This is a genomic window from Planctomonas deserti, assembly GCF_003067705.1.
GTDB classification, from domain to species: domain Bacteria; phylum Actinomycetota; class Actinomycetes; order Actinomycetales; family Microbacteriaceae; genus Planctomonas; species Planctomonas deserti.
The window spans coordinates 86,313-108,495 of record NZ_QANL01000003.1; the positions used below are offsets into that span (position 1 = coordinate 86,313).

Annotated in this window: 17 protein-coding genes; 11 read left to right on the forward strand and 6 right to left on the reverse strand. The window is 71.6% G+C overall.

What is annotated here, in order from left to right; translation table 11 throughout:
- Positions 1 to 136 precede the first annotated feature (136 nt).
- The 3 genes from imuA' to DAI20_RS11155 are packed head-to-tail and all read left to right on the forward strand — an operon-like array spanning position 137 to position 5,935.
- Entirely contained in the window at positions 137 to 916 is a 780-nt protein-coding gene (gene imuA', locus DAI20_RS11145; RefSeq protein WP_240606040.1) for a DnaE2-dependent mutagenesis accessory factor ImuA', read from the forward strand.
- The gene (locus DAI20_RS11150) at positions 913 to 2,508 is read left to right on the forward strand and encodes a DNA polymerase Y family protein (protein ID WP_108250818.1); all 1,596 of its coding nucleotides are present in this window, start codon (positions 913 to 915) and stop codon (positions 2,506 to 2,508) included. The genes imuA' and DAI20_RS11150 overlap by 4 nt, the downstream gene beginning before the upstream one ends.
- A gap of 31 nt (positions 2,509 to 2,539) precedes the next feature.
- Positions 2,540 to 5,935, forward strand: a complete 3,396-nt coding sequence (locus DAI20_RS11155) for an error-prone DNA polymerase (RefSeq protein WP_108250820.1) — start codon at positions 2,540 to 2,542, stop codon at positions 5,933 to 5,935.
- On the opposite strand, the gene DAI20_RS11160 is transcribed toward DAI20_RS11155, so the two are convergent.
- From DAI20_RS11160 to DAI20_RS11175, 4 genes are read right to left on the reverse strand one after another with little or no spacing between them, the layout of a single operon-like run.
- A complete protein-coding gene (locus tag DAI20_RS11160; RefSeq protein ID WP_159085009.1) occupies positions 5,898 to 6,662 on the reverse strand; it encodes a TetR/AcrR family transcriptional regulator in 765 nt (254 codons plus the stop codon). The two genes, DAI20_RS11155 and DAI20_RS11160, sit on opposite strands and share 38 nt — an antisense overlap.
- Before the next feature lie 40 nt (positions 6,663 to 6,702).
- On the reverse strand, positions 6,703 to 7,581 hold the full coding sequence (locus tag DAI20_RS11165; RefSeq protein WP_108250824.1) for a carbohydrate ABC transporter permease: 879 nt from the start codon (positions 7,579 to 7,581) through the stop codon (positions 6,703 to 6,705).
- Positions 7,578 to 8,543 carry a carbohydrate ABC transporter permease gene (locus DAI20_RS11170; protein WP_108250826.1) on the reverse strand — a complete coding sequence of 322 codons (966 nt, stop codon included), beginning with the start codon at positions 8,541 to 8,543 and terminating at the stop codon, positions 7,578 to 7,580. The genes DAI20_RS11165 and DAI20_RS11170 overlap by 4 nt, the downstream gene beginning before the upstream one ends.
- Positions 8,544 to 8,583: 40 nt before the next feature.
- Entirely contained in the window at positions 8,584 to 9,927 is a 1,344-nt protein-coding gene (locus DAI20_RS11175) for an ABC transporter substrate-binding protein (RefSeq protein ID WP_108250828.1), read from the reverse strand.
- Positions 9,928 to 10,252: 325 nt separating this feature from the next.
- Here DAI20_RS11175 and DAI20_RS11180 point away from each other — a divergent pair, with 325 nt between their 5' ends.
- Positions 10,253 to 11,206, forward strand: a complete 954-nt coding sequence (locus DAI20_RS11180) for an alcohol dehydrogenase catalytic domain-containing protein (protein ID WP_159085010.1) — start codon at positions 10,253 to 10,255, stop codon at positions 11,204 to 11,206.
- Here the strand turns inward: DAI20_RS11180 and DAI20_RS11185 are convergent.
- Positions 11,203 to 12,141 carry an ROK family protein gene (locus DAI20_RS11185; protein WP_108250830.1) on the reverse strand — a complete coding sequence of 313 codons (939 nt, stop codon included), beginning with the start codon at positions 12,139 to 12,141 and terminating at the stop codon, positions 11,203 to 11,205. The genes DAI20_RS11180 and DAI20_RS11185 overlap by 4 nt on opposite strands.
- 127 nt (positions 12,142 to 12,268) lie before the next feature.
- Between DAI20_RS11185 and DAI20_RS11190 the strand changes: the two genes are divergently transcribed.
- The 7 genes from DAI20_RS11190 to DAI20_RS11220 all read left to right on the forward strand — a co-directional run bounded on the left by DAI20_RS11190 (position 12,269) and on the right by DAI20_RS11220 (position 20,066).
- A complete protein-coding gene (locus tag DAI20_RS11190) occupies positions 12,269 to 12,820 on the forward strand; it encodes an SRPBCC family protein (protein ID WP_108250832.1) in 552 nt (183 codons plus the stop codon).
- Positions 12,821 to 12,958: 138 nt separating this feature from the next.
- Positions 12,959 to 13,981: a deoxyribose-phosphate aldolase gene (deoC, locus tag DAI20_RS11195; RefSeq protein ID WP_108250834.1), complete on the forward strand. Its 1,023-nt coding sequence runs from the start codon at positions 12,959 to 12,961 to the stop codon at positions 13,979 to 13,981.
- 25 nt (positions 13,982 to 14,006) lie between these two features.
- Complete coding sequence (locus DAI20_RS11200; RefSeq protein WP_240606041.1) at positions 14,007 to 15,641, forward strand: aldehyde dehydrogenase family protein; 1,635 nt, start codon at positions 14,007 to 14,009, stop codon at positions 15,639 to 15,641.
- Complete coding sequence (locus DAI20_RS11205) at positions 15,638 to 16,501, forward strand: aldehyde dehydrogenase family protein (RefSeq protein WP_108250836.1); 864 nt, start codon at positions 15,638 to 15,640, stop codon at positions 16,499 to 16,501. Before DAI20_RS11200 ends, DAI20_RS11205 begins: the two co-directional genes overlap by 4 nt.
- Positions 16,502 to 16,743: 242 nt before the next feature.
- Entirely contained in the window at positions 16,744 to 17,103 is a 360-nt protein-coding gene (locus tag DAI20_RS11210; RefSeq protein WP_108251671.1) for a YciI family protein, read from the forward strand.
- 58 nt (positions 17,104 to 17,161) lie between these two features.
- Positions 17,162 to 18,400, forward strand: a complete 1,239-nt coding sequence (locus DAI20_RS11215; protein WP_108250838.1) for an RNA polymerase sigma factor — start codon at positions 17,162 to 17,164, stop codon at positions 18,398 to 18,400.
- A 130-nt stretch (positions 18,401 to 18,530) separates the two neighbouring features.
- Positions 18,531 to 20,066 (forward strand): SDR family oxidoreductase, encoded by a 1,536-nt coding sequence (locus DAI20_RS11220; protein ID WP_108250840.1) that lies wholly within the window; start codon positions 18,531 to 18,533, stop codon positions 20,064 to 20,066.
- A gap of 162 nt (positions 20,067 to 20,228) precedes the next feature.
- On the opposite strand, the gene DAI20_RS18800 is transcribed toward DAI20_RS11220, so the two are convergent.
- Positions 20,229 to 22,112 (reverse strand): LPXTG cell wall anchor domain-containing protein, encoded by a 1,884-nt coding sequence (locus tag DAI20_RS18800; RefSeq protein ID WP_205781427.1) that lies wholly within the window; start codon positions 22,110 to 22,112, stop codon positions 20,229 to 20,231.
- Positions 22,113 to 22,183 lie beyond the last annotated feature (71 nt).

The following is a 22,183-nucleotide window of genomic DNA, read 5'->3' on the forward strand; positions in this document are numbered from 1 at the left end:
GCGTCGCGGGCGATCCCGGGCGATGCCAGACGACACGCCGGGGATGTCGGCGGGGATTGCTATCGTCGAAGCTATGTTCGATCATAGAGGGGTGATCTCCGCAGCGGCTTCGAGCGTATCTACGCATGATACGCCGGTGTCCCGGGTGCCCGCAGGCCGCGCGTCTGCCACCCAGGCGGCGGACGCGGGAGACATGGGAGATGCCGCGGGCGGCGCCGCGGGCGCCGCATCCACGGCCGACACCGTGCGCACGCTGCAGTCGCGCATCCGGCAGATGCAGGCGAGCAAGCTCGACAGCCGGAGCATCCCCACCCACCCCGCCATCGCCGAGCTGCTGCCCGGCGGCTCTCTTAAGCAGGGGGCCGTGTACTCCGTCGACCGTTCCGCGACCCTGCTCATGGCCCTGCTCGCCGGCCCGTCCGCCGCCGGCTCGTGGTGCGGGGTCGTCGGCGTGCCCGAGTTCGGCGTCGAGGCCGCGGCACGGTTCGGCATCGACCTCGACCGGCTGGTGCTCGTGCCCGATCCGGGCGACCAGTGGCTCGCCGTCACCGCGGCCATCGCCGACGTCATGGGCGTCGTCGTCACCCGGCCCCCGCGCCGGGCGGACGACGGGAGCGTCGCGCGGCTGGCTGCCCGGCTGCGGCAGCGTGACGCGACGCTCATCGTGCTCGGCACCTGGCCGCAGAGCGAGGCCATGCTGAGCCTGTCGGAGAGCGACTGGAGCGGCATCGGCAACGGGCACGGCTACCTCTCGGCCCGCCAGGTGACGGTCACCGTCACGAGCCGCACCCACGCGAGGCCGCGCAGCGCCCGGCTGTGGCTGCCCGATCGCGAGGCCGCCTTCCGCTCGGCGGGGCGCGTTCCGCAGGCCGCGCAGCCCGACCTGCGGCCGGTGCTGCGGGAGGCGGCGGGATGACGGACACGGGGGGAGCGGTGCGGACGACGCGGGACGTGCCGTCCGTCGTGCGCACGCTCGTGCTGTGGTGCCCGGACTGGCCGGTCACGGCCGCGGTCCGGGCGGGGCACCTCGACGCGGACGCGCCCATCGCGCTCATCGAGAAAGGGCTCGTCTTCGCCTGCTCGGCCGCCGCGCGGCGCGCGGGCGTGCGCCGCGGCCTGCGCGTGCGGGAGGCGCAGTCCCGGGCCCCCGAGCTTCTCGTCCAGCCCTACGACCCGCTGATCGACCACCGCACGTTCGACGGCGTCGTCGACGCGATCGAGGAGCTCATGCCGGGCACGCAGCTGCTGCGGCCGGGCATGTGCGCGATCCGCAGCCGGGGGCCGAGCCGCTACTACGGCGGAGAGGAGCCGGCCGCGCGCGCCCTGCTCGACTGCCTCGACGCGCAGGGGCTCCCGGACTCGCGCGTCGGCGTCGCGGACGGGCCGTTCACCGCCGAGCACGCGGCCCGCAGCACGCTGACCGGGCCGGGCCGCGTGCGCGTTGTGCCCGAGGGGGAGTCCGCGGCGTTCCTCGCGCCGCTGTCCATCGGCCTGCTCGACGATCCCGCGCTCGTCACCCTGCTGCGGCGCCTCGGCGTGAACACGCTCGCCGACTTCGCCGCGTTGCCCGCGGTGGATGTGCACGGCCGGTTCGGCGAGCACGGCGCGCGCCTGCACGCCCTGGCGAGCGGCCTCGACAGCCGCGCGGTCGTGCCGCGCGTGCCGCCCGAGCAGCTGGAGCGCGCCATCGAGTTCGAGCCGCCGCTCGACCGCGTCGACCAGGTGACGTTCGGCTTCCGCGCCACCGCCGACCGGTTCCTCGACGCGCTCACCGAGGCGAAGCTCGTCTGCACGGCCGTCCGCATCGAGGTGCGGACGGAGACGGGGGAGACCTCGGAGCGCACCTGGCTGCATCCGCGCTCGTTCACCGCGTCGGACGTCGTCGACCGCGTGCGCTGGCAGCTGCAGGGCAGCGGCGCCATCGACAGCGGTCTCGGCTCCGCCATCAGCCGGGTGCGCGTGGCGCCGGAGAGCGTCGACTCCATCGGCAACCACGAGGTGGGGCTGTGGGGCGGCGGACCGGACGAGCGCATCCACCACGGCCTCTCCCGCGTGCAGAGCATGCTCGGCCACGGCGGCGTGCTCACGGCGGTGATCGGCGGCGGCCGCAGCCTCGCCGACCGGCAGACTCTCGTGGCCTGGGGCGACCGGCCGGTGCCGGACAGACCGGCCGACCAGCCGTGGCCGGGGCAGCTGCCGCCGCTGCCGCCCTCCACCGTGTTCCGCGCCCCGCCGCCGGTGATCGTGCTCGACGCGGGCGGCCGGTCGGTCGAGGTGGACGAGCGGGGCGCGCTCTCCGGTGCGCCCGCCGCGTTCGCGCCGGCGACCGCGACCGACGCCGTGCGCGCCGTCACGGCCTGGGCGGGCCCGTGGCCGCTCGAGGAGCGCTGGTGGGACGCGGAGACGAGTCGCAGCGCGCACCGCTTCCAGGTGGTGGACGCGGACGGCACCGCCTGGCTCCTCGTGCTCGAGCGCGGCGCGTGGTGCGCAGAGGCGAGGTACGACTGATGGCCGGGTATAGAAATGGGCGGGGCGACTGATGGGCTTCAACAACCCGCCCATCCCGTGGTCCGAGCTCGAGCGCCGGCTGTCCGGGCGCGCGAGTCAGGAGCACGCGGGCGACGGCGGCGACAGCCCGGCGTGGTCGCACAAGCGCGGCGCGTACCTGCCGCCCGCTACCCCGGAACCGGAGCCGATCGCGCCCGCCGTGCCGTACGCCGAGCTGCACGCGCACTCCAACTTCAGCTTCCTCGACGGCGCGAGCTCCCCCGAGGCGATGCTCGAGGAGGCGGCGCGGCTGGGCCTGCACTCGCTCGCCCTCACCGACCACGACGGCCTGTACGGCATCGTGCGCATGGCGGAGGCGGCGGAGGCGCACGACATCGGCACCGTGTTCGGCGCGGAGCTCTCGCTCGGCCTCACCGCGCCGCAGAACGGCGTCGCCGACCCCGAGGGCAGCCACCTCGTCGTGCTTGCCCGCAGGGAGGAGGGCTACCACCGGCTCGCGGCCGCGCTCACGGCCTCCCAGCTGGCGGGGGAGGAGAAGGGCCGCCCGCTCTACGACATCGACGACCTCGCGCGCCGCGCCGCCGGGTCCTGGCTCGTGCTCACCGGATGCCGCAAGGGCCGGGTGCGCCAGGCCCTCGCGGCGGAGGGGGAGCGCGCGGCGGGGCGGGAGGTCGACGGCCTCATCGAGCTGTTCGGCCGGGACAGCGTCGTCGTGGAGCTCTACGACCGCGGCGACCCGTTCGACACGACCCACAACGACGCGCTCGCGGACATCGCCCGGCTGCGCGGCCTGCCCGTGATCGCGACGGGCAACGTGCACTACGCCACCCCGAAGCAGCACCACCTGGCCACGGCCCTCGCCGCGGTGCGGGCGCGCCGCAGCCTCGACGAGATGGACGGCTGGCTGCCCGCGACGAGCGGGGCGCACCTGCGCTCGGGCGCCGAGATGCGCGCGCGGTTCGCGCGCTATCCGGGGGCGGTGGAGCGCACCGTCGAGTTCGCCGAGGACCTGGGCTTCGAGCTGCGCCGCGCCCGCCCAGGCCTGCCCAAGCAGCAGGTGCCCGAGGGGCACACGCCCATGAGCTGGCTGCGCAAGCTCGTCTGGGACGGCGCGGCCGAGCTGTACCCGAACCTCGGCGACAGGGATCGGCAGCGCATCGAGCGCGAGCTCGGCGTCATCGAGGCGAAGGACTTCCCCGGCTACTTCCTCATCGTGCACGACATCGTGAGCTTCGCCCGGCAGCGCGGCATCCTGTGCCAGGGCCGCGGCTCGGCCGCGAACTCCGCGGTCTGCTACCTGCTGCGCATCACGGCGGTCGACTCGATCTTCTACGACCTGCCGTTCGAGCGCTTCCTCTCCAGCATGCGTGACGAGGAGCCGGACATCGACGTCGACTTCGACTCCGACCGCCGCGAGGAGGTCATCCAGTACGTCTACGAGAAGTACGGCAGGCACAACGCCGCGCAGGTGGCCAACGTCATCAGCTACCGGCCCAAGAACGCCGTGCGCGACATGGCGAAGGCGCTCGGCCACAGCCCTGGTCAGCAGGACGCGTGGTCGAAGCAGGTGGAGCGCTGGGGCTCCCTCGTCTCGAGCGACGACCACGACATCCCGCCGGCCGTCGTCGGCCTCGCGACCGACGTGCTCAAGTTCCCGCGGCACATGGGCATCCACTCGGGCGGCATGGTGCTCACCGACCGTCCCGTGGGGGAGGTGTGCCCCATCGAGCACGGCCGGATGGAGGGGCGCACCGTGCTGCAGTGGGACAAGGACGACTGCGCGTGGATGGGGCTCGTGAAGTTCGACCTGCTCGGCCTCGGCATGCTCGCGGCGCTGCAGCACACGTTCGACCTTGTCGGCGACTCCCTCGGGGAGGTGTGGGGGCTCGACAGCCTGCCGCGGGAGGAGCAGGGCGTCTACGACATGCTCTGCCGCGCGGACTCGATCGGCATCTTCCAGGTGGAGAGCCGGGCGCAGATGGGGCTCCTGCCGCGCCTGCAGCCGCGCCGGTTCTACGACCTCGTCGTGGAGATCGCGCTCATCCGCCCCGGTCCGATCCAGGGCGGCGCGGTGCACCCGTTCGTGCGCCGCAAGCTGGGCGACGAGCCGGTGACCTACCTGCACCCGAAGCTCGAGGAGCCGCTGGAGCGCACGCTCGGCGTGCCGATCTTCCAGGAGCAGCTCATGCAGGTGGCCATGGCCGTCGGCGGCTGCACCGGTGAGGACGCCGACCTGCTGCGCCGGGCGATGGGCTCGAAGCGCGGCATCGAGCGCATCGAGTCGTTGCGCGAGAAGCTCTACCTCGGCATGGCCGAGAACGGCATCACCGGCGAGGTGGCCGACGACATCTACTCGAAGATCCAGGCGTTCGCGAGCTTCGGCTTCGCCGAGAGCCACTCGCTGAGCTTCGCGCTGCTCGTCTACGCGAGCTCGTGGCTGCGGCTGCACTACCCCGGCGCCTTCCTGGCCGGCCTGCTGCGCGCCCAGCCCATGGGCTTCTACTCGCCGCAGACGCTCGTCGCGGATGCCCGCAGGCACGGCGTCGAGGTGCGGCGCCCCGACATCCTGCGCTCCGGCGTGATGGCCGGGCTCGAGCTGATCGACGGGCGGGACGCGGCGCCGACGGGCCGGGACGCCTGCCTCGACTTCGAGCAGCCGCCCGTGGCGCCGTACGACCGGTCGGCGCACTTCGACTTCGCCGAGCACCGGCGCGACGGCGCCTTCGCCGTGCGGCTCGGGCTCGACGAGGTCACCGGCATCGGCAAGGCGCTCGCCGAGCGCATCGTCGCCGAACGGGATCGCGGCGGGGACTTCCGCGACATGAACGACCTCGTGCGCCGCACCGGGCTCACGACGGCGCAGGTGGAGGCGTTCGCGGCGGCGGGCGCGTTCGACGGGTTCGGGCTCTTCCGGCGGGAGGCCATGTGGAACGCGGGCAACGCGGCGCAGGACCGCGAGGAGTTCCTGCCCGGCACGGTCGTCACGGTGCAGCCGCCGCTGTTCGCGATGCCCACCGACCTCGACACGCTGCTCGCGGATCTGTGGGCGACGGGGATGTCGGCGGACGACCACCCCGTGCGGCACCTGCGGGAGGCGCTCGACCGCCGCGGCGTGCTCGCGGCCGCGTCGCTCGGCACCGCCGAGCCCGGCCGCCGGGTCGAGGTCGGCGGCATCGTCACGCACCGCCAGCGCCCGGCCACCGCGAGCGGCATGACCTTCTTGAACCTCGAGGACGAGACGGGCATCCTCAACGTCATCTGCAGCGTCGGGGTGTGGGGACGCTACCGCCGGGTCGCCCGCGACTCGCCGGCGCTGATCATCCGCGGCATGCTCGAGCGCTCGCCCGAGGGCGTGACGAACCTGGTCGCCGACCGCTTCGAGCCCCTGATCATGGCGCCGCCGACCCGATCCCGGGACTTCCGCTGACCGGCTCCGCCCAGCCCACCCCGTGCGGTGCCCGACCCGGCTCCGGGATCGGCGGAAGAGGTCCCGGGTCGGGCACCTCACCGGCCGCGACGACGTCCCGGGGCCGGGCCAGGCGCAGGAGGAGACGCTCGACGTAGAGCCCGAACGACCGCTCGAGGTCGAACCCGGGGTTCAGCAGGTACTGGGTCTCCAGGCCGTCCATGGCAGCGAGCAGCCACTCGGCCTCGTGCTCGATCTCCTCCGCCGTCATGGGCAGGAAGTCCCCGTCGGCCACCCCGTCGAGGAAGACCTGGCGCATCTCCGCGAGCGTGGCGGCGTAGCGCTCGGTCATGAAGCGGTGCGCGGGATGGTCGAGGGACGTCGCCTCCGCCGCCATGGTGAGGTACAGCTGCAGCAGCCCGGTGTGCGTCACGTGATAGGCCATCAGCCTGCGGTACCCGTCGAGGTGGGCCGGTCCGCGCGTGCCCTCGCCGACGACCTCCCGGGTGACCGCCCCCCAGTGCTCCAGGACCGCGATCAGCAGGTTCTCCTTGCTGCCGAACAGCTTGAGGATCGCCGCGGGCGTCCCGCCGATGCGGTCCGCGATCTGCTGGAGCGTCCCGCCCCGGAACCCGCTCTCGCCGAACACCCCCATGGCGGTCTCCACCATCGCCCGGCGACGCTCGATGCCCCGCTTGTACGGTCCACGGGGCCCGCGGGAACCGCGGGGTCCTCGGGATGCAGACACGCCCGAAGGGTACTGCATGCCGAGGACCCCACCGCGTCCCTCAGCGGCCGGCCAGCGACCCGCCGATGCCGCCGACGCTGAAGTGCTTGTTCAGGAAGGCGAACAGGATGACGGGCGGCAGCATCATGACGACGGCGACGGCCATGACGAGGCCCCAGTTCGTCGCGTTCTGCTGGAAGAACGACTGCAGGCCGATCTGCAGCGTGAACCTCTCGTTCGACCGCAGGAACACGACGGCGATCAGGTAGTCGTTCCACGCCAGGAGGAAGGAGAAGATCGCCGTGGACAGCACGCCGGGCAGCGAGTTGCGCAGCACGACCCGGGTGAAGCTGCCGAACACCGAGCAGCCGTCCATCCACGCGGCCTCCTCGAGCGTGATCGGGATCGAGTCGTAGTACGCCGCCATCATCCAGATCGCCACGGACATGGTCGAGCCGACGTAGATGATGGTGACGCCCACGAGGCTGTCCACGAGCTGGATCTGCGCGAAGAGGATGAACAGTGGGATGACCGCCGTCACGACCGGCAGCGACTGCACGACGAACAGCACGAGCGAGTAGCCCGACACCAGCCTGTTCCGCGCCCGGGACAGCACGTAGCCGGCCGGTGCGGCGACGATCACCGAGATCGCGACCGTGACGAGCGTGACGCCGAGGCTGTTCGCCATCCACTGGGCCACGTTCGTGGTCGTGAAGATCGCGCTGAAGTTCTCGAACGTGATCGGCGCCGTCGTCGTGCTGCCGAGGGACGGCTGCAGCGACAGGATCACCACGGCGGCGATGGGCACGAGCACGACCAACGTGACGACGAGCGCGACGGTGAAGCGCAGCCACTGACCGCGTGCGCCCGGGTCCGGCTTCTTGACCTTGTCCGTGGACGCGACGGTGGCCAGCGAGTGACCGACGGTTACGGTGCTCATTCGATGTTCACCTTCCGGATCTGGCGGTACAGGACCACAGAGACGATGACGAGCACGAGCGTCATCACGAACGCGATGGCGACGCCGGGGCCGGTCTGGAAGTTCTGGAAGACCGTGCGGTACGACAGCACGACGAGCGACGTCGTCGCGTCGACCGGACCGCCTCCCGTGAGGAGGAAGATCGTCGGGAAGTCGTTGACGCAGAAGATCGTCATGAGGATCCAGCTGATGTAGGTGGACCGGGAGATCATCGGCATCGTGATGTGGCTGAACGACTGCCAGTTCGTGGCGCCGTCCATCTTCGCGGCCTCGTAGACGTTCACGTCGACGGCGGCGAGCGCGGACGCCATCATCATCATCATGAACGGGAAGCTCACCCACACCTTGAACACGCACACCGTCACCTGAGCAAGCACGGGATCGGCGAGGAACAGCACGTTGCCGAGGCCGAGCGCGTTGGCGAGCATCGGCAGCGGGCTCTGCGGCGTGGCCACGAGCCAGTTCCACGACGTGGCCGAGACCACGACGGGCACGACCCAGGGCAGCAGGAGGAGGACCTTGAACAGGCCTCCCGCGGGGACCCTGGTGCGCAGGAGGAGCGCGAGGGCGAGCCCGATCAGCCAGCTGCCGAACACGCCCACGATCGTGAAGATGATCGTGAAGCGCGTCGCGGTCCAGAAGCTCGGCTGGGTGAGGACGTCGGTGTAGTTCTTGAGACCGACGAAGTTCCCCGGATCGATGAGGTCGCCGTCGCGCACCGACTGGATGCCGGCGTAGATCACCGGGTACAGGTTCAGCAGCACGAGAAGGAACAGCGACGGGAAGGCGAAGGCGAACAGCGTCCACGCCCGGGCGCTGATCCCCTTCTTCTTCTTCCGCCCCTGGTCCGGCGCCCCCTGGCCGGAGACGCCGACGCCCTTGCGGGCCTTCTCTATCCGATTCGTGATAGTGCTCGTGGCCATGGGTACTCCTTCGTCTCCAGCCGAGCGCTTCCGGTCCTGATCAGGCCAGAGCGCCCTCGATCGCGGACTGGAGGGCGGTCAGGGCCGTCTTCGAGTCGGTGTTGCCGCCCAGGATCGACTGGCTGAACGTGTCCATGGCGGGCGTGCCGTCCACGGCCGTGACGTCGAAGAACAGGGCGTCGCCGCCGGGCGCCGCCCACGTGCGGGCGACGGGCTGCCACTCCGTGATGATCTTGACGTTGGTGGGGTCCGCCTGGAACTCCTCCGTCTCGGTGATGGACTTGAGCGGCGGCAGGCCGATGCCGGTCCCCTCCGTCCAGAGCGGGGTCATGTTCTGGTAGTAGTACGTGAGGAACGCTTCCGAGGCCTCCTGGCTGGGGGTGTTCGTGTACATCATGATGCTGTTCGGGAAGAACAGGGCGCCCTGCTTGCCCGAGGGGCTCTTCAGCGGGCTCATCACCTGGAGCTCGGCGCCGACGTCGCCGCCGACGTTGTTGGCCAGACCGCCGGTGTTGTAGCCCATGCCGAAGGTGCGGGCCTCCCACTGGCTGTCCACGTTCGCGCTGGTGTAGGTGGCGCTCGCCGGGTCGACGTAGCCCTTCGAGACCATCTCCAGCACGAAGTCCATCGCCTCGATGTTCTCGGGCGTGACGCAGTTCGGCTTCTGGTCCTCGTCGAACAGGCCGCCGCCGTTGTTGATCATCCAGGAGACGAGGGCGTGGGTGCCCGTGAACGCACCGGCGCCCGCACCGGTGCCGTAGCCGTACACGTTGTTCTTCTTGAGGGCCTCGCAGGCGTCCATGTAGCCCTGCCAGTCGGTCGGCGGGGCGCTGATGCCGGCCTTCTCGAGCAGCGTCGTGTTGTACCAGAGCACGCGCATGTCGAGGTTGTACGGGACGGCCGCGTAGCCCTTCTCCACCTTCATGGTGTCGAGGAGGCCGGGGAGGAAGTCGTCGTAGAGGCCGTTCTCCTTCCAGCTCTCGAGCAGGTCGTCGGCGTACGCGATCTTGCCCTGGGCCTCGAACTGGAATGCCTGCGTGCCACCGCCGGAGCTCACGGCGGGACCGGTGTTGGATGCGACCGCCGAGGAGAACGTCTGGGTGAAGTTGGCCCACTGGATGACCTGGTAGGTCGCCGCGCCGAGGCCGTCCTCGGGCTTGTAGGCCTTCGTGATCTCCTCGTCGAGCTTGTTGAACTCCGTATTGCCCCAGGGCATGTTCCAGAACTTGATGGTTCCGCCGCCACCGCCCCCGCCGCCGCCGCCACCCGATCCCCCGGAGGGGCTGCAGGCCGCGAGCAGGGTGGCCGCGGCCATGCCTCCCGCGACGCCGATGAAGCCACGCCTGGTGAAAGCGGAACCTGAACCTGAGGACTGTGATGCCATGAGAGGAATCCCTTCCGATGCGCGCGCTGTGGTCGCACATCGCTCATTCGTCATTGAACAAAAAGCGAAGGTGGTGCGGCGAGGTATCGCCGATGGACCGTCCCCGATGCCGGGCTGCGTCCGCCCGACGACGTCATCGGGGGAGGGGCCGGCTCCAGAGGGGAGCATCGCGAGTCAGTGTACGAGAACAACGGCGAAACGGTGTACGCAAATTCACCTTTCGAAAAGAGCACCGCTGGGCCAGGGTTTAAGCTATGGCGCCAGCGAAGGGCTTTCCCCATTCCGAGGCCGGCACGGCGCGGTCCGTGGACGGAAGGGCGCTCCGGTGACCGTGCGGCGCCTGATCGCCACGGGACGGGCCGCGACGATCGTCGAGGAGACGGACCCGGAGGCGCTGCCGGAGGGACACGTGCGGGTTCGGGTCGCCTACGTCGGGGTGTGCCATTCCGACACCGCGCTCGTGGCGGAGGGGGCCGCGGAGTTCCCGCGGCGCCTGGGACACGAGGTCTCCGGCACCGTGACCGAGAGCAGGGCGAGCGCCGTGCCGGAGGGCAGCAGGGTGTCCGCGTACGTGGGGGACGGCTACGCCACCGAGGTCGTGCTGCCGGCCGAGCGGGCCGTGCTCCTGCACCCGGCGTGCGGCCTCCTCGACGGCGCCCTAGCCGAGCCGCTCGCCTGCGTCATTGGCGGCATGGAGATGCTCGACCTCGCCCGCGTGCCCCGCGTGGTGCTCGTGGGGGCGGGCTTCATGGGACTGATGGCCCTTCGCTACCTTGTCGCCGCCGGGCATCCCGTCACGGTGATCGAGCCGCGCGAGCGGGCCAGGGAGCTGGCCGTCGGCTGGGGAGCGGACCGCGTGCTCCATCCCGACGAGGTGCCGGGCACGATGAACGCGGGCTGCCCGGTCGTCATCGAGGCGACCGGGGGAGCGGCGGGTCTGCAGCTCGCCGGCGACCTCGCGGCCATCGCGGGCACCCTGGGCATCCTCGGCTACCACCAGTCCCAGGGCGGCAGGCGCACGGTGGACATGGAGAGCTGGAACTTCCGCGCCCTGCGCGTGCTGAACCTGCACCACCGTGACACCGGCGACCTGCTGCGCTGGATGGACCGGGCTCAGCGCCTGGCCGCGCACGGCATCCTGCGGCCGGCCGAGCTCGTGGATGCACGCGTGGGACTCGAGGGGCTGCCCGCCCTCTTCGCCGGTGCGCACCGGCCCGACTCGATCAAGACGGTTGTCGACCTCGCGGGCCAGGAAGGGAACGAAAGGCTGGGGGGCTAGAAGGAGGGGACCATCGCCTTGTGGTGCACGAGGGCGGCCGCGCCGATGATCGGGCCGTCGCTGGAGAGCCCGGAGGGCACGACTTTGACCTTGGTCACGAAGTCGAAGCTCTGCCGCGCCGCGATGGCCCGGCGGATGATCGGGAAGATGTCGGACGAGACCTTGATGAAGCCGCCGCCGATCGCCACGATGTCGAGGTCGACGAGCGCCGTGGCGGAGGCGATGGCCTGGCCGATGGCGCTGCCCGCCCGCTGCACGGCCGCGATCGCGATCTCGTCGCCCGCGGCGTAGCTCGCGGCGAGGTCCTCACCGGTCGATCCCGACCAACCCTGGGTGCGCGCCCACGCGACGGTGCGCGGGCCGGACGCGACCGCCTCGACGCAGCCGAAGCCGCCGCAGGCGCAGGGGTCGTCGAGGCCGGCGACCTCGACGTGTCCGACGTGGCCCGCGTTGCCGGTCGGACCGGCCACGGTGCGGCCGTCGAGGATCAGGCCGCCACCGATGCCGGTGGAGACGATCATGCCCATGACGTTGTCGTACCCGCGCCCGGCGCCGACCCAGTGCTCCGCGAGGGCGATGCAGAGACCGTCCATCTGGAGGGTGATCGGCACGTGCGGCGCGACCTCGTGCACGAGGTCGCGGAGCGGGAACTCGCGCCAGACCGGCACGTTGAGCGGCGAGACGCGGCCCTCGCGCACGTTGATGGGCCCGGCGCAGCCGATGCCGATGCCGGCGAGCTCGGACTCCGCGGGGAGCGCCGCGAGCGCGAGCTCCGCCGTCTTCACCACGTTGGCCGCGAGCTGCTCGGACGTCGCCGCCGAGCCCGTGGGGTTGCGGAATCGGCTCCCCGCCAGCACCTCTCCCGCCTCGTTCACGAGTGCGGCCTCGACCTTCGTGCCGCCGAAGTCGATGGCGAGTGCGTAGCGTGCAGACATGGTTCGGCCCTGGGCTTTCCGTGAGACTGGAGTGGCGAGCGGCGCGACGCACGCGCGGCGTCATCGCACCTAAAGATTAGGGTGTCGCTCGCCGGGTTCTCCAATCACCGCGGCATAACCTGGGGCCGTGGAGCCCGACCGCACTGGAGTCCGCCCGGCGGACGAGCCGATCCCGTCGCACGCGCTCTCGTTCGGCCGGCGGCTCGACCTGCCGCGCGTCATCGTCTGGGACGCCCTCGTCGACCCGGTGCTCGTTTCCGGTTGGCTGGGTGAGGCCGACATCGACGCCGCTCCCGGTGGCCGCTTCGACGTGCGCCCGGGGGCGCCCGAGCACCGCCGCCCGGTCGGTGTGGCCCGCGGCGTCGTGGTCTCGATCGTGGCTCCGCGCCAGCTGGAGATCGAGTCCACCGGGGAGGCCGGCGCGGCACCGGCCCGGGTCCGCTTCGTCCTGGACGACGTGCCGGGCGGCCCCCGTGACCGGTCAACCGAGATCTCGGTCACCATCACGTCCCCGACGCCCCTCGTTCACCCCGAGGAGGCCCGTGCGGCCTGGCTGACCCACCTCGACCTCCTGCACGATCTCCTGCACGGCCGCATCGCGGACTGGGACCGCTGGGCCGCCGACCGGGAGCCCGCCTGGCTGGCGTACCGCGCGGATTCCGCCCGCCGCGACGGCTGAGCGCCGGCCCGGCGACCCGGTTATCCGAACCTGTCCGGACAGGGCAGACTGGAGGGGTGGTCCGCCCGGTCGGCGGGCCCGCACACCGTGGCTCGCGGCCGATGGCGCCGCACCACCCGAGACACCCCTGGAGGATCTGTGACGATCGACACAGCGTCCGCCGAGCGCGCCGTCGCGCCCGCCGCACGCGCGATCGAGGTGATCGGCGGCGACCTCACCGAGAAGAGCTTGCGCCGCTACCTCGAGGGCATCCCCGGCGTCGACGCCGTGGGCCTCGAGCAGCGCGCGGCCGCTCTCGGCACGCGCTCCATCAAGACGACGTCGAAGGCCTGGGCCCTCGACCGCATCATCGAACTCATCGACCTCACCACGCTCGAGGGTGCTGACACCCCCGGGAAGGTGCGCTCGCTCGTCGCGAAGGCGCTCGTGCCCGACGCCGCCGACCCGACCACGCCGCGCGTGGCCGCGGTCTGCGTCTACGGCGACATGGTGCCGCACGCGGTGCGCGCCCTCGGCTCCGCTCACGCCAACGGCGGCGACACGGGCATCAACGTCGCCGCGGTGGCCACCGCGTTCCCGAGCGGCCGTGCCTCGCTCGAGGTGAAGCTCGCTGACACGGCCGACGCGGTGCGCTCCGGCGCGGACGAGATCGACATGGTCATCGACCGCGGTGCGTTCCTCGCCGGCCGCTACGGACTCGTCTTCGACGAGATCGTCGCCGTGAAGGAGGCGTGCCGGCGCGAGAACGGCTCCTACGCCCACCTCAAGGTGATCCTCGAGACCGGCGAGCTGAACACCTACGACAACGTGCGGCGCGCGTCGTGGCTCGCGATCCTCGCGGGCGGCGACTTCATCAAGACCTCGACCGGCAAGGTGTCGCCCGCGGCGACGCTGCCCGTCACGCTGTCCATGCTCGAGGTCGTGCGCGACTGGCACCGGCTCACGGGCGAGAAGATCGGCGTGAAGCCCGCGGGCGGCATCCGGTCGTCGAAGGACGCGATCAAGCACCTCGTCACGGTCGCCGAGACCGTCGGCGAGGAGTGGCTGCAGCCGCACCTGTTCCGCTTCGGTGCCTCCAGCCTCCTCAACGACGTGCTCCTGCAGCGCCAGAAGCTGCGCACGGGCGCGTACTCCGGACCCGACTACGTCACCGTCGACTGACGGTCCCACGAGAGAAGAAACACCAATGAGCTTTCTTGACTACGCGCCGGCCCCGGAGTCGACGTCCATCCTGAACCTGCGGTCCGAGTACGGCCTCTTCATCGACGGGGACTTCGTCGACGGCCACGGCACGCCGTTCGACACGATCTCCCCGGCCACCGAGAAGACCATCGCGCGCATCGCCACCGCGGACGCGCACGACGTCGACCTCGCCGTCGCGGCCGCCCGGCGGGCCTACGACCGCACCTGGTCGCGCCTCTCCGGCGCGGATCGCGGCAAGTACCTCTTCCGCATCGCCCGCCTGGTGCAGGAGCGCAGCCGCGAGCTCGCGGTCGCCGAGAGCCTCGACAACGGCAAGCCGATCAAGGAGACCCGCGACGTCGACGTGCCCCTCGTCGCCGCCTGGTTCTTCTACTACGCCGGCTGGGCGGACAAGCTCGACCACGCGGGGCTCGGCGCGAACCCGCGCTCCCTCGGCGTCGCCGCGCAGGTCATCCCGTGGAACTTCCCGCTGCTGATGCTCGCCTGGAAGATCGCCCCCGCGCTCGCCGCGGGCAACACGGTCGTGCTCAAGTCCGCGGAGTCCACACCGCTCACCGCCCTGCTGTTCGCGGAGATCCTCCAGCAGGCCGAGCTGCCCGACGGCGTCGTCAACATCCTGAGCGGCGCGGGCGACACCGGCGCGACGCTGGTGAACCACGCCGACGTCGACAAGGTCGCCTTCACCGGATCCACCTCGGTCGGGCGCGCGATCGCCCGCTCGGTCGCCGGCACGCAGAAGAAGCTGACGCTGGAGCTCGGCGGCAAGGGCGCGAACATCGTGTTCGACGACGCGCCCATCGACCAGGCCATCGAGGGCATCATCAGTGGGATCTACTTCAACCAGGGCCAGGTGTGCTGCGCCGGCTCGCGCCTGCTCGTGCAGGAGAACGTGCACGACGAGGTCGTCGACCGGCTGAAGGCCCGGCTGTCCACGCTCCGCGTGGGCGACCCGCTCGACAAGAACACTGACGTCGGCGCCATCAACTCCGCCGCCCAGCTGAAGCGCATCACCGAGCTCAGCGACATCGGCGAGCAGGAGGGCGCCGAGCGCTGGAGCCCCGAGTGCAACCTCCCCGAGAAGGGCTTCTGGTTCGCGCCGACCATCTTCACCAACGTGTCGACGAGCCACCGCATCGCCAGGGACGAGATCTTCGGTCCCGTGCTCTCCGTGCTCACCTTCCGCACGCCCGCCGAGGCCATCACCAAGGCGAACAACACGCCGTACGGGCTGTCGGCCGGCATCTGGAGCGACAAGGGCAGCCGCGTGCTCGCCGTCGCCGACCGCCTGCGCGCGGGTGTGATCTGGGCGAACACGTTCAACAGGTTCGACCCCTCGAGCCCCTTCGGCGGCTACAAGGAGAGCGGCTTCGGGCGCGAGGGCGGCCGTCACGGACTCGCCGCCTACCTGGCCCCGGCAGCGCGGCAGGCGCCGGGCGCCGTGCCCGTGTACGAGTCCGTCATCGACGCCCCCGCGGCGCCTGCGGGGCCCGAACCGCTGCCGCCCGCCGAGCCGGCGATCCCGTCGCTCGCCGAGGCGCCCGCGATCGACGCCACCGCCACCTCGTCCAGCGCCTCCGCGACGGACGCCACCACCGCCGCAGAGGGGAACGTCCGATGAGCCGGCTCGCCATCCCGAAGACCTACAAGCTCTACATCGGCGGCAAGTTCCCGCGCAGCGAGTCCGGGCGCGTCTACGAGGTCACCACCAAGGAAGGGGCCTTCGTGGCCAACGCCGCCAAAGCCTCCCGCAAGGACGCGAGGGACGCCGTCGTCGCGGCCCGCGCCGCCCTCTCCGGCTGGTCCGGCGCGACCGGGTACAACCGCGGCCAGGTGCTGTACCGCATCGCCGAGCTGCTCGAGGGCCGCCGCGCGCAGTTCATCGACGAGATCGCCACGACCGAGGGCGTCACGCGCACCGCGGCCGAGGCGCAGGTCGACGAGGCCATCGACCGCTGGGTCTGGTACGCCGGCTGGGCGGACAAGTACGCACAGGTCGCGGGCAGCGGCAACCCGGTGGCCGGCCCCTACTTCAACATCTCGGTCCCCGAGCCGACGGGCGTCGTCGCCGTCGTCGCCCCGCAGGCCGAGGGCTCGCTGCTCGGCTTCGTGAGCGCCGTCGCCCCCGCCCTCGTCGCGGGGAACACCGTCGTCGTGATCGCCTCCGAGCGCTACCCGCTCTCCGCGGTCAGCCTCAGCGAGGTGCTCGCGACGAGCGACGTTCCCGGCGGCGTGATCAACATCCTCACCGGATCGCCCGCCGAGATCGCGCCGTGGCTCGCCAGCCACGCCGACGTCAACGCGCTCGACCTGCTCGGCGCGGGGGAGCTGGACTGGGTGGACCTGCAGATCGCCGCAGCCGAGACGCTGAAGCGCGTGTCGCCGCCCGAGAACGGACCCGACGCGGGCGCGCCCCGGCTGGAGCGCATCACCGCGTTCACGGAGACGAAGACCGTGTGGCACACGAAGGGCCTCCTCTAGCCCGCCCCTGCCCTTTAGCCCTGCCCTTCCGCCCTGCTGCTCCCGCCCCGGTCCTTTCGCCCCTGCCCAGGCAGGAGGATCCTGCCCAGTTATAAGCTGCGCACGATCCTCGTGCCTGGGCAGGGGCGAGCGTGTACTGCGGCACCGACGCGAATTCCTCCCCGGTGTGTCGAGAACGCGTGGTCGGCTCCGACCACCAGGTGAGAGCGCCCGACGGGGGCGCCCAACGCGAGGAGTACGAGATGAAGTACATGCTGATGATGTTCGGGTCGTCCGAGGGGATGGGGGAGTCGGCGTCGCCGGAGTGGATCCGCGAGATGATCGGCTTCATGAAGGCGCTCGACGAGGACCTGACGCAGCGCGGCGAGATGGTGTTCAACGCCGGACTCGCCGACGGGAGCACCGCGAAGACCGTGCGCGTCGAGGGCGGGCTCCCGGTCGCGACCGACGGCCCGTTCGCGGAGGCGAAGGAGTCGCTCATCGGCTTCTGGATCGTCGACGTCGCGAGCGAGGAGCGCGTCGTCGAGCTCGCGGGGAGCATCGCGAAGTACTCGGGCGTCGTCGAGGTGCGCCGCACCGCGGACGCGCCGCCGGAGTTCTGATCACGGCGACGCGGCCCGCTATGGAGACCTGCGTCGACACGGTGCCCGAAGGCCGGTCGTGACCGAGGACGAGCGCGTCGAGGACCTGCTGCGGGGGCTGACCCCGCAGGTCCTCGGCGCGCTCGTGCGCCGGTACGGTCGATTCGACTCGTGTGAGGACGCGGTGCAGGAGGCGCTCCTCGCCGCCGTCACCCGCTGGCCCGTCGAGGGGCTGCCGGAGGACCCGCGGGCGTGGCTGGTGACGGTGGCGTCGCGACGCCTGATCGACGAGTGGCGGTCGGAGTCGGCCCGGCGCAGGCGGGAGGAGCACTCGGCGGCGACCGAGCCTGCGCCTGACCCTGAACAGGACCCGGGCGCCGCGGCCGCATCCGCGCATGACGACACCCTCTCGCTGCTCTTCCTCTGCTGCCACCCGGCCCTCTCGGTGCCGTCGCAGCTCGCGCTCACCCTGCGGGCGGTCGGCGGGCTCAGCACGGCCGAGATCGCGAGCGCGTTCCTCGTGCCCGAGGCCACCATGGCGCAGCGGATCGTCCGGGCGAAGCAGAGCATCCGTCGCGCGGGGCTGCGTTTCGAGCTGCCGGCACCCGCCGACCGGGCGGACCGCCTGCGGGTCGTCCTGCAGGCGCTGTACCTCGTCTTCAACGAGGGCTACGCGCCCACCTCCGGGGCCGCCGGCCCGCGCGTCGAGCTCACCGCCGAGGCGATCCGGCTCACCCGGATGCTCGCGGAGGCCGTGCCCGACGAGGGCGAGGTCGCCGGCCTGCTCGCGCTCCTGCTCCTCACGGATGCGCGGCGTGCGGCGCGGGTCGATGACCTGGGCGGACTCGTGCCGCTCGCGGAGCAGCGCAGGGAGCTGTGGGACGCCGATCATATCGCCGAGGGGGTGGCGCTCATCACGGCCACCCTCGGGCGCGGACCCGTGGGACCCTACCAGCTGCAGGCCGCGATCGCGGCGGTGCACGACGAGGCCGCCGGCGACGCGGACACCGATTGGGCTGAGATCCTCGCCCTGTACGAGGTGCTCGAACGGGTGTCGCCGGGACCGGTCGTCACCCTCAACCGCGCCGTGGCCGTGGCGCGGGTGCACGGACCGCGGGCGGGCCTCGCGCTGCTCGGCACGCTCGACGGCGACGACCGCATGGCGCACACGCATCGGCTCGCCGCCGTGCGGGCGCACCTCCTCGAGCTCGCGGGCGACACGGCGGCGGCCCGAGAGGCGTACCGCGACGCGGCCCGGCGCACGGCGAGTGTCGCCGAGCAGCGCTACCTCGCGTTGCGCGCCGCCCGCCTGTCCTGATCCTGCCTGCCCCGGGGCAGGATCGGGCCCTGAGGCAGCGGACGCCGGGTCGCGCCGAGCGAGTCGTCCATGGCCGGATCCCCGAATGCACTGCGAGGTCGCTCCCAGCGCCGAGTCCTAGGGTGGCGGAATGAGCGAAGCGGCCACCCGAACCGAGTCCAAGCTGGTGCTCGTCACCGGCGCCACCGGGTACATCGGGGGCAGGCTCGCGCCGCGACTGCTCGAGGCCGGCTACCGGGTGCGCGTGCTGGTGCGCAGCCCCGAGAAGCTCGCCGACGTGCCGTGGGCCGACCAGGTGGAGGTCGTGCGCGGCGACCTCGGCGACCCGGCGTCCCTGGCCACCGCGACGGCCGGCGTCGACCTGCTCTACTACCTCGTGCACAGCATGGGCGCCAAGGGCGACTTCGAGGCGACCGAGCGCACCGCCGCGCGGAACGTCGCCCTGGCCGCACGCGTGGCCGGCGTGAAGCGCATCGTCTACCTCGGCGGGCTGCACCCCGCCACCGGCACGCTGTCGAAGCACCTGCGCTCCCGGCGCGAGGTGGGCGAGGTGCTGCTCACCTCGGGCGTGCCCACGGTCGCCCTCCAGGCCGGCGTCATCATCGGGTCGGGTTCGGCCTCGTTCGAGATGATCCGGCACCTCACCGAGGTGCTCCCGTACATGCCGGCGCCCTACTGGGTGCGCAACCACATCCAGCCCATCGCCGTGCGCGACGTGCTCTACTACCTCCTCGCGGCGGCCGGGCTGCCCGACGACGTGAACCGCACCTTCGACATCGGCGGGCCCGACGTCCTGCGGTACGGCCAGATGATGAACGGCTACGCCGTGGAGGCGGGCCTCAAGCAGCGGCCGATCGCGTCCATCCCCGTGTTCGCGCCCCGGCTCGCCGCCCACTGGGTGAACGTCGTCACGCCGATCCCGCGTCGCCTTGCGGTGCCGATCATCGAGTCCCTGCAGTACGACTGCGTCGCCCTCGAGCACGACATCCGGGACCTGATCCCTGACCCGGAGGGCGGCCTCTCGAGCTACCGGGACTCGGTGCGGCTGGCGCTCGGCAAGGAGCGCGCCGGCGAGGTGGAGACGAGCTGGCAGAACTCGTCGGTCATGGACGCGCCGAGCGACCCGCTGCCGAGCGACCCGGAGTGGGCGGGGCACACGGTCTACACCGACGTCAAGCAGCGCCGGACCAACGCGCCGGTGGAGGAGCTCTGGCGGGTCATCGAGAGCATCGGCGGCGACAACGGCTGGTACTCGCTCCCCGTGGCCTGGGCCGCGCGCGGCTGGATGGACAAGATGGTCGGTGGGGTGGGCCTGCGTCGTGGCCGCCGCAACCAGGAGCACCTGCAGGCGGGCGACGCGCTCGACTTCTGGCGCGTCGAGGCGATCGAGCGAGGCCGCCTGCTCCGGCTCCGCGCCGAGATGAAGCTCCCGGGCCTCGCGTGGCTCGAGCTGCGAAGCGAGCCGGACGGCGCCGGCGGCTCTCTCTACTACCAGCGGGCCGTGTTCTTCCCGCGGGGACTCGGCGGGCGGCTGTACTGGCTCTCGATCCTCCCGTTCCACGGCGTGATCTTCACCGACATGGCGAACCGCATCACGGCGACGGCGGCCCGCCAGGCCCACGTCGAATCCGTCCGCTCCCTCTCGGAGTCCCCGGCAGCGGTCTAGCGGCGGGGAAGAGGCGCGCCGTACTGGATGCAGGCTCCGCCAGGCGCGACACAGGCTCGTCCACGCGCAACGCAGGCTCCCTCACAGCCGCCGTCGCGTGGATACGGGGCCGGCACCGGTGCAGAGCCGCTCGCAGCCTGTGTTGCGACGGGAGGGCCTGCGTCAGGAACGCGAGGGTCTCGGGTCTCGCGACCGCGAGCGCCGGCGGAGGAGGATCCCCGCGCCCAGCATCAGCCCTCCGAGCAGCACCGCCGACGAGGGGTCGGAAGTTCCACCGGTGTCGGCGAGGTGCCTCGCGCTGTTGCTGCTCTCGTCCGACGTGGTGAGCGGAGATTGCGATCGGTGGGGGTGGTCCCGGCCGCTGAACAGGGGTGCGCGCACGACCGGGCCGCCGTCCGGACGCGGGGTGATGGGTGCGGGCGGCGTGACCGGCTGCCCCGCCTCGAGCGGCGGCACCGGTGGAAGCTGCGGAACGACAGGAGGAATCGGGCCGGTGCCCATGACGATGGACAGGTTGTCGACCGTCGTGCTCGTGCTGGGAAGGACGATCCTCGTCGCACCGGCCTGATCCGGAGAGCGCACGTACCACTGCGGGGTCAGAACCGTGTTGAGGAGGCCGGCTTCGAAGCGCGCGGTGTACGAACCCGGCGTCAGGCCCCACACCTCGAAGAGGCCACCCGGCTCGACCGAGGCCACCGCTGCCGGGACGTCGGGGGCGGCATCTTGGTAGAGGTACACCCGCCCGCGCACCACCGCTTCACCGCTCTCCGTCGATATGACGCCACGGATGCGGGCCCCGGCCGGGAAGGTGACGTCCAAGCCGGTCAGCACGTCGCCGTTCCGAAGGATCACCGGCACCGGTGGCCGCACCTGCGGGCTGTTGGAGAAGGGCCAGGCCCTGCCGATGCCCTCGACCTGTATGAACAGTTGCCAGGCATCCTCCCGCATTGTGACCGACCAGGGGACGGAGGTGTCGCCCTCCGGGATGAGGCCTTCCGCAACACGCAACTCTCTATGGTGCAGGTCCACCACGTAGACGAAGAATGATCGTGGTTCGCCCGCCGGGACCCGAATCGTCCCCGAGAGCCTGGGGTGCTCCGGTACCTCTCGTATCGAGTGCGATTCACCGGTCTGCAGCGTTACGCACGTTCCGTGCGGCCTGTACGGCGGGCTGTCGCCCAGAGTGACGATCTGGAGTGGGCGATTCATGGGCACTTCGACGGAGAAGTCATAGCCCTTGACCACGATCTCCGGAAACTCGTCCGATTCTTCGACCTCACTCGTGTCGCAGTACTTCCATCGAACAGTGGCGCCACCGCTCCCCGGGATGACTCCGACGATGGTCGGAGGGGCACCCAGGAGCACATCGACATCGGTCACATGCTGGGCAGGTCCGGGACGGACTGTCACGGCTGTTGCCGCCTCCGGGTCGGAGACGCCGCCGAGATAGATCGAGCCGTACAGTCCTCGGAACTCGATGAGGTAGTCGCCGGGTGGCAGATCACGGATCGAGTACGCGTCGGTGCCCGTGAGGGCCTCGTCCGCAGCGTGAACGGCACCCGATGCGATGTCCACTGCTCGCACCGAGTAGGGCCTGAGCCAGCTGTCGTGCCCCGCACGGGCCGTGCCGGACACCGACGACAACTGGTGAGACGTGAGGTCCTTCCCACCTTCGGAGGGAGGGGACACCACGGGGCCGGAAGTCGGAGTGGGCGCAGGGGCGGGAGCAGGCGCAGGGATGGGAACGGAGATTGGCTCCTGCTCGGGAGCGGGAGCGGGAGCGGGAGCGGGAGCGGGAGCGGGAGTGGGCGTGGGCTCCGGGGTGAACGCGGGCGCCGAGGTGGGAGACGGCGTGGGCAGCGGTGCCGTCACCTCGTCCCCGGTGGCGTCGGGCGCCTCCTCGCTGATGCCGGCCACCGTCGCCGCGCCGTGCTCGGCGGGCTCGCCAGACGGCTGCGGTTCGCCGGCCATGCCGGTCAGCATCAGGAGGGCCGCGACCCCGGCCGCCACGCGCCCCGTTCTCGACGCCGATCGCCACGGATCCATGTCGCGCCACCCTTCCGCCCGCCGGTACACCTCCGCTCACACTGGCACCGCGCGGCATGCGGCTAGCCGGT

Bases quoted from the DNA above. Each gene is read 5' to 3' on its own strand.
- DAI20_RS11150 (WP_108250818.1), top strand. From the start codon at position 913: ATGACGGACACGGGGGGAGCGGTGCGGACGACGCGGGACGTGCCGTCC.
- DAI20_RS11155 (WP_108250820.1), top strand. From the start codon at position 2,540: ATGGGCTTCAACAACCCGCCCATCCCGTGGTCCGAGCTCGAGCGCCGG.
- DAI20_RS11165 (WP_108250824.1), bottom strand. From the start codon at position 7,581: ATGAGCACCGTAACCGTCGGTCACTCGCTGGCCACCGTCGCGTCCACG.
- DAI20_RS11170 (WP_108250826.1), bottom strand. From the start codon at position 8,543: ATGGCCACGAGCACTATCACGAATCGGATAGAGAAGGCCCGCAAGGGC.
- DAI20_RS11175 (WP_108250828.1), bottom strand. From the start codon at position 9,927: ATGGCATCACAGTCCTCAGGTTCAGGTTCCGCTTTCACCAGGCGTGGC.
- DAI20_RS11185 (WP_108250830.1), bottom strand. From the start codon at position 12,141: ATGTCTGCACGCTACGCACTCGCCATCGACTTCGGCGGCACGAAGGTC.
- DAI20_RS11200 (WP_240606041.1), top strand. From the start codon at position 14,007: ATGAGCTTTCTTGACTACGCGCCGGCCCCGGAGTCGACGTCCATCCTG.
- DAI20_RS11205 (WP_108250836.1), top strand. From the start codon at position 15,638: ATGAGCCGGCTCGCCATCCCGAAGACCTACAAGCTCTACATCGGCGGC.
- DAI20_RS11210 (WP_108251671.1), top strand. From the start codon at position 16,744: ATGAAGTACATGCTGATGATGTTCGGGTCGTCCGAGGGGATGGGGGAG.
- DAI20_RS11220 (WP_108250840.1), top strand. From the start codon at position 18,531: ATGAGCGAAGCGGCCACCCGAACCGAGTCCAAGCTGGTGCTCGTCACC.
- DAI20_RS18800 (WP_205781427.1), bottom strand. From the start codon at position 22,112: ATGGATCCGTGGCGATCGGCGTCGAGAACGGGGCGCGTGGCGGCCGGG.